General features: G+C 69.0%; 7 protein-coding genes and 1 pseudogene. 6 read left to right on the top strand and 2 right to left on the bottom strand.

Going from position 1 to position 6,619, the window contains the following annotated elements:
• Positions 1-71: 71 nt before the first annotated feature.
• Positions 72-467 (top strand): transposase, encoded by a 396-nt coding sequence (locus ACGF8A_RS34320; RefSeq protein ID WP_393114725.1) that lies wholly within the window; start codon positions 72-74, stop codon positions 465-467.
• A gap of 59 nt (positions 468-526) precedes the next feature.
• On the opposite strand, the gene ACGF8A_RS34325 is transcribed toward ACGF8A_RS34320, so the two are convergent.
• Positions 527-1,240 carry an NAD(P)-dependent oxidoreductase gene (locus ACGF8A_RS34325; protein WP_122216678.1) on the bottom strand — a complete coding sequence of 238 codons (714 nt, stop codon included), beginning with the start codon at positions 1,238-1,240 and terminating at the stop codon, positions 527-529.
• Positions 1,241-1,348: 108 nt separating this feature from the next.
• Here ACGF8A_RS34325 and ACGF8A_RS34330 point away from each other — a divergent pair, with 108 nt between their 5' ends.
• From ACGF8A_RS34330 to ACGF8A_RS34340, 3 genes are all read left to right on the top strand, one after another.
• Complete coding sequence (locus tag ACGF8A_RS34330) at positions 1,349-2,032, top strand: TetR/AcrR family transcriptional regulator (protein WP_393114728.1); 684 nt, start codon at positions 1,349-1,351, stop codon at positions 2,030-2,032.
• A 251-nt stretch (positions 2,033-2,283) separates the two neighbouring features.
• Positions 2,284-2,490 (top strand): hypothetical protein, encoded by a 207-nt coding sequence (locus ACGF8A_RS34335; RefSeq protein ID WP_393114730.1) that lies wholly within the window; start codon positions 2,284-2,286, stop codon positions 2,488-2,490.
• A 113-nt stretch (positions 2,491-2,603) separates the two neighbouring features.
• Positions 2,604-3,182 (top strand): hypothetical protein, encoded by a 579-nt coding sequence (locus ACGF8A_RS34340; protein WP_393114732.1) that lies wholly within the window; start codon positions 2,604-2,606, stop codon positions 3,180-3,182.
• A 391-nt stretch (positions 3,183-3,573) separates the two neighbouring features.
• Here the strand turns inward: ACGF8A_RS34340 and ACGF8A_RS34345 are convergent, their stop codons facing one another.
• Positions 3,574-5,250, bottom strand: a complete 1,677-nt coding sequence (locus ACGF8A_RS34345; RefSeq protein WP_393114734.1) for a cytochrome c biogenesis protein DipZ — start codon at positions 5,248-5,250, stop codon at positions 3,574-3,576.
• A gap of 379 nt (positions 5,251-5,629) precedes the next feature.
• Between ACGF8A_RS34345 and ACGF8A_RS34350 the strand changes: the two genes are divergently transcribed.
• Positions 5,630-6,175: a SpoIIE family protein phosphatase gene (locus ACGF8A_RS34350; protein WP_393114736.1), complete on the top strand. Its 546-nt coding sequence runs from the start codon at positions 5,630-5,632 to the stop codon at positions 6,173-6,175.
• 352 nt (positions 6,176-6,527) lie between these two features.
• Positions 6,528-6,619: pseudogene (locus tag ACGF8A_RS34355) on the top strand (glyoxalase); the annotation flags it as partial.

Consider the following 6,619-nt stretch of genomic DNA (forward strand, 5'->3'; position numbering starts at 1 on the left):
CTCGGGCGAGTAGACCTTCATCACCATAAAAGATGCCTCCTACCCGGCCCCTGCCGGGGCCGGGATCAGAGGTGTCCACCACTCGGGGACAGGTCAAGGCGGACGGCGCCCGCACCGCCCAGTTCAAGCGCGTGTGCACCGACTGCCCCCTGCGCGGACGCTGCACCACCTCCAGGACCGGACGCACTCTCAACGTCCACCCCCAGCACGAACTGCTCACCGCAGCCCGTCACCAGGCGGCCACCGACCCCGTCTGGCAGGACGAATACCGCAGATGGCGTCCACCCGTCGAACGCGCCATCGCCTGGCTCGTCGCCAAGGGCAACCGCCGGGTCCCCTACCGCGGCATCCTCGCCAACAACATCTGGCTCCACCACCGCGCCGCCGCCCTCAACCTCCGCCGACTGATCAACCTGGGACTCACCCGGACGAACAACACCTGGCACCTTGCCCCGGCCACCGCATAACGAAGAGGGCCACCCGGCCTGCGGCCGGACAGCCCTTCGACAAGATTTTCAGCAGTCTTCTAGGGGGCCTGCGACGCCCCGGCGTGGGCGAGGGCGCTGGGGGTCAGGCAGCCGACGATCGCCGGGGCTTCCCGGACGAGCGTGTCGTCGGTGAGCGCTTCCACCATGAACAGCGCGAAGTCCACCCGCCGCGTCAGGTTGCCGGCAAGTACCGGGTCGCCCACGTGCCGGCTCCACACGGGCAGGCCCTGGCTCTCGCCCTCCTCCAGGGAGCTGCCGCGCACCACGGTCCACCGGGTGTCGCTGGCGAACACCCGTCGGCACGCCTCGACCTGGTCGTCGATCTCGACAGCGCGGACGAGCTTGCCCAGCACGGCGGCGATCCGGACGCCCAGGGTGAACAGCCGTGAGTACCTGTCCTTGCCGTCGCGCGTGATGTGCCAGCCGCAGGAGAAGACCAGGCGCGCGCCCGGCCGTGCGTGGTCGAGCACCGCCTGCGCGGTGCCCGACGCGTACTGCCGGACCCCCCACGGCACCAGCACCGTCAGCACGCCGTCGCATCCGGCGACCGCCCGCCGGATCACCTCCGGGTCGTTGGTGGCTCCGGGGACGACGGTCATCCGGCCCTCGAACGCGGCCAGCTTCGGCACGCTGCGCTCCCGGCACACCCCCACCACCTCGTAGCCGCGCTCCAGCGCGTGCCCGACCATGTACTGCCCGAGCTTCCCCGAGGCCCCGATGATGCAGACCTTCTTCACGCGATCCGTGCCCATGGCGCGGCCCCTTTCAACGGGATGCCTACCTTATGCTGTAAGGCAAGGTAGCCTTATGCTGTAAGGCAGTCAAGGGGAGCACCGAGGGACGCCAGAAGGAGGGCCTGGATGCGCGAGAGAAACACGGGCCGGCGGGGGGCGTCGGCGCGCACTCCGCTCAGTCGCGAGCGCGTGATCGGCACGGCGATGGCAGTGGCGGACGAGAAAGGAGCGGCCGCGCTCACCATGCGGGCCATCGCCGAACCGCTGGGCGTCGAGGCGATGTCGCTCTACCACCACGTCGCGGGCCGGGAGGACATCCTCGACGGCATGGTGGACGCGGTGTTCGGCGAGATCGACCTACCGCCGCGCGGCACGGACTGGAAGAGTGCCCTGCGCCACCGCGCGGAATCCGCCCGCGCCGTCCTCCTGCGCCACCCCTGGGCCGTCGGCCTCATGGATTCCCGATCCCAGCCCGGCCCGGCGACCCTGCGCCATCACGACGCCGTCATCGGAACGCTGCGCGCCGGAGGGTTCTCCGTCCCCATGGCCGCGCACGCCGTCTCGCTGATCGACAGCTATCTGTACGGGTTCGTGCTCCAGGAGCTGAGCCTGCCGTTCAGGGGCGCGGCGGAGCTGGACGAGGTAGCGGGTGCCATCCTGCGCGACATGCCCGCCGACACCTACCCCCACCTCACCGAACTGGCCACCGAGCACGTCCTCAAGCCCGGCTACGACTACGCCGGCGAGTTCGCCTTCGGGCTCGCCCTCATCCTCGACGCCCTCCACCCGGACGAGGCCGCGAGCGCATGACGAGTACAACGAGTACGCGGGATGGGGTTCGAAAGTCCCGCACAGCACCCACGGCGCCCGGCACGCAGTCATGATGCGAGGGCGAGGTTGTGCATGTGGGCAACGGCCTGGACGTGGTGACAGCTGCGGTGCGTGATCACGGGCGGGTAGCGGCGGCTTCCCGCCGGGTGGCCCGGTGTCGGATATGGGTGACGCCCTGGTAGGAACAGGTCTGCGAAGATCACGTTCCCCAACTCCAGCGGTTTCACGTGTTGACCCGTAACACCTACACCGCCACGCTCGACGTCGGCAGGGAGACCGCCGAGACCCTGGCCCGGCTGTCCTGCCGGATAGTTGAGGGCCAAGCTGCGGCGGGTTGCCGCGAACCGGGCCACATGTGCGTGTCGGACGGTTCGCGGATCCTCAAGGCCGATGCGCTGATCGAGCCGCCCGGATGCGATGCATCGGGCTGCCGGTAGCGGCAGCCCCTTGACCGGCATCGCCAGCTCGGGTGAACTTGATCGCGAACACGCGACCGGTCTGTGCCTTCCCATGTATGACCTGGGTTGAAGCCCCCACGGAAGGAAGCACATTGAGAAGGTTCACCAAGCCGCTGGCCCGTCTGGCCATGTCGCTGGCTGGCACGGCCGCACTGCTCACCGTCGCCACCCCGGCACCCGCCGAAGCGGCGCCCCTGGGACGCGCATGCTTTTTCGTCGCGCCCCGGGGGGCAGAGGGCGTCGGGCACGCGGCGTTCGCGATCAAGGTGCGCGGCGAGTACGACCACTGGATCTACGGATCGTTCGGCTCCATCAGCGACGGACCGCTGAAGGGCTGGATCAAGGGCGGCACATGGGGCCAGGCCCGCGGCCACTTCAGGAAGGTGTACGACCGCGACAACAAGAGTTCTCGCTACTACACCCAGTACCGGTGCCTGAACACACGGGACGGCAATCACAAGACGGCGCAGGACTGGTACCGGAGCGTCAAGTCCCGCGGATACAACGTGGGCACGAACAACTGCCTCCACATGACCATGGCCGTGTTCAAGGGGTACAGCAACATCCTCCGCAAGGACCCTGACCTGCCGTCGGCAACCCGCAAGCTCCCCAACTACTACTTCGGTACAGTGCTGGGCGATGCAGGGTGGGAGAGGCCCAAGGTCGTCTGACGGCTCAGCCCCTGACCGAGCCTGAGGCGTATCGCTGCGGACAGCATCAAGGCCCGCAACGTTTGCTTCCCTGCAGTGGTCGTCGAGGACTCCTTGCAGGTCGACTCGGTGTGCGTGGTCAGTGGTCCGCGCGACGGCTGAGGACGCGGGGGGTGAGTGCTGGTCACGCGTCCGAGTCTGGCCGAGGCCCAGGTCTTGATCGTCCTGCTCCGGGTGGCCTCGACAGGCCCTGGACGGATGGGGCCCGTCAGTGTCGTCGCGGCCGGTGACGGGGCCGGCCGCCCCGCCCCGCCCCGCCCCGGCACAGGAAAACGGTGGGTGGGCCTGCGATCCTCGCAAACCCAACCACCGTGGACGGAACGACGGGGGCGAACAGCCCTGTCAGCCCCTGTCAGCCGAAGGTGAAGGAGTAGGCGCTCAGCCCCGGTGAGAGCGTGACGGTGACAACGCCCTCGCGTGGGGCGCTGCCGGTGACCAGGCGGTAGATGTTGGGCGCGCCCGAGATCTTGTGGGTGGTGGTCTTCCCGTCGACGGTCGCGGTGACGGTACCGCTGCCGCCGACGTTGAGGTGGACGTCGCGGGCGAAGAAGTTCAGCTTGATGCCGGCGTTCCCCTCGCTGGTCAGTGACTCGCGCCCGACGTTCCAGGTGCCGTCGAGGGCGAACTGGCCCGGCACGAGCTGCGACGGGTAGGTGAAGCGGTGGGTGCCTTCGGACAGACTTCCGTTCGCGAGCGCGTAGGTGCGCCCGGCCCCCAGGCCGATCTCGGACGTCAGCCGGACAGTCGGGGTGTCGTCGGGTACGTCCGTGGCGGGCGGCAGTTGGGCGCCGGGGCGCGCGTCGGTCAGCAGCTGGCGGATGAGGGATTCGCGGTCGGCGTAGTTGCCCTCACCGACGGCGACGTGCCGCACCCGTCCTTCGGCGTCGATGAGGTATTCGGTGGGCCAGGCGTTGTTGCTGAAGTTGTCCCAGGTGGTGAACTCGTTGTCGAGGGCGATCGGGTACTTGATGCCCAGGCGTTCGGCGCCGGCCCGCACGTTGCGGAGTTCGTGCTCGAAGGCGTACTCGGGGCTGTGCACACCGATGACGACCAGCCCCTGGGACGCGTACTTCTCGTGCCAGGCGTTGACGTGCTCGATGGCGCGGTGGCAGTTGATGCAGGAGTACGCCCAGAAGTCGACCAGGACGACCTTGCCAGCCAGCGACTTCTTGGTCAGGGGCGCGCCGTCCGGAGTGTTCAGCCACTGCTGGATCCCGGAGACCTCGGGCGCCGGACCGCAGTCGGCCAGTGCGGTCGAGGGCAGCGCCGCGCACCGGCGCAGCTCCCCGTTGCCGCCGCCCAGCACGCCCCCGAGGTCGGCGCCGGCGATCGCCTTGTTGACGCGGGCCGTGTAGTCGGGGACGGAACGCTGGAGCACGTCGGTGAGGTTGAAGGTCAGGCCGAAGGCGAGGACGACGAAGGTGAGTCCGGCGACGAACCTGACGCGCCGCTGCCGCTTGCGGAACGCGCGCACCCGTTCCGTGATGCGCTGCCCGGCGAGGGCGAAGAACAGCAGCGGGATCGCTGTACCGACCGCGAAGGCGACGGCGAGGGCGACCGTTTCGGCCCCGATCCGCTGGGTGGCGCCCGCGACGGTGATGGCGGCGAGGACGGGTCCCGCGCACGGTACGTACACGGCGCCGAGGGCGAGTCCGAGCAGGAACCCGCTGCGCGCGCCGACCTGGCGCTGTCCGACCCGGGCGAACGGCCGTTCCAGCAGGTCCTGTACCGCCGGGAACATCATGGCCGCGCCGAGCAGGAGCAGCACCACGAGGCCGACCCAGCGGATGATGTCCTTGGGCAGCGGCAGGGCGCCGAGCACGAGGGTGCCGAACAGGGTGATCAGGCTGAAGCTGAGGACGAGTCCCGCCATCACGGCGTAGGGCCTGCGTCTGCGGGCCGGGGTCGTCTCCCCCGGCGTGGCGGGCACGCCGCCGGAGAGGAAGACCAGGGGCAGGACGGGCAGGACGCACGGCGAGATCGCGGTGACGAAGCCGCCGACCAGTCCGATCAGTATCAGCGTGAGCAAGTCAGTCTCCAGACGTGACCAACGAGGACGACCACGTCACCTGTTGGGGCGGTGACGACATAAACATGCCGCCACGGCACCTGTCAAACCAGTGACGCACAGCTCCGAGGTCCCGGCCGATGGCAGCGGCCGAGCAGCCCCCGCTCGCCCCGCAGGGGCGACCACCAGCGAATTCAAGGTTCCTTCAAGGCTTCCGCAAGCCCGGCCGCGCACGCTCGCCCCATCGACGGACTGCGGAGGCCGGCCCTGCGCACATCAGGACCGACCGGCACATCCGGCGTTCGAGGCACGGCGACCGACATCAGGCAGCTTCAGGAGAACGAAGCTGCGGGCACCGCTGAGGGGAGAGGCAATGCGCAAGGCGTTCAGGAAGCTCGGCATGGTCACGACCGTGGCGCTCGCCGTCGGCGACGTGGTCGGTCACGGCCTGAACGCCGCCGCGAGCATGGGCAGGCTCCGCACCGTCGTCCACACCCACGCCGCGATGGAGCTGCCCCGACCAACTGCTGGCCCACCTCGACGACACGGTCCAACGGCTGGCCGCAGAGGACTCCGACGTCCCCGAGCAGACTCCCGCGGTGTCGGGGCCACCTGCCCGTTACGCCGTCTACGACCCCGTCACCCGCCGGTGGACCATGGCATCGGCCGGGCGTCCCGCGCCCGCGCAGACCGATGTCCCCGGACTGTTCGGCACCGTGCCGGCGAACGCCACCGAACTGGCCCAGGCGGGCGTCTGGGACCGGGTGCGGGCCTGCCGGCACACGCCGTGTCACTACAACTTTTTCGACCGGACGCGGAATTCGACCGGACGCGGAACAAGAACTCCGTCTACTGCGGCCCGCGCTGCGGCTCCCGCGCGTCAATGCGGGCGTACCGGCAGCGGAAGACGGCACTGGCCGCCCAGCACGGCCCGGCCTCGAAGTAACCGTTCCTGACGACGACACCACCCCCATCCCGCTCCTGCGTCATGCGTCATGCGTCATGCGTCATGCGTCATGCGACCACGCTTCATTAATCGCACTGGAGTGCGAGTCCGTGGAATGTGACAGCGAAGCGTGCGGGCATTGTGTGAAGTTCCCCTCCGCCTGAGAACTTGGCCCGCTAAGGGCTAATCGGTTACGGTCATAACCAGGCGGTTGCGCCACGCCACGTCATTCGGACGGACGCGGTCTCGCCCACGCCTGGATCACAGTCGTCGTCCAGGTCGCATCAGCCGTTCGGCGGCGCGTCGCGCGCCCGCCCTTTTCGGCCAGGGAACAAGAAGGAAAAGCCCACAGATGTACATGAAGCTCGAAGTCACCGTGCTGCCCGTCTCCGACGTGGACCGGGCCAAGGCCTTCTACGAGGCGCTGGGATTCCGCCTGGACAT

The sequence above is a fragment of the Streptomyces sp. NPDC047706 genome (assembly GCF_043204795.1).
In the GTDB taxonomy this organism is placed as follows: Bacteria; Actinomycetota; Actinomycetes; order Streptomycetales; family Streptomycetaceae; genus Streptomyces.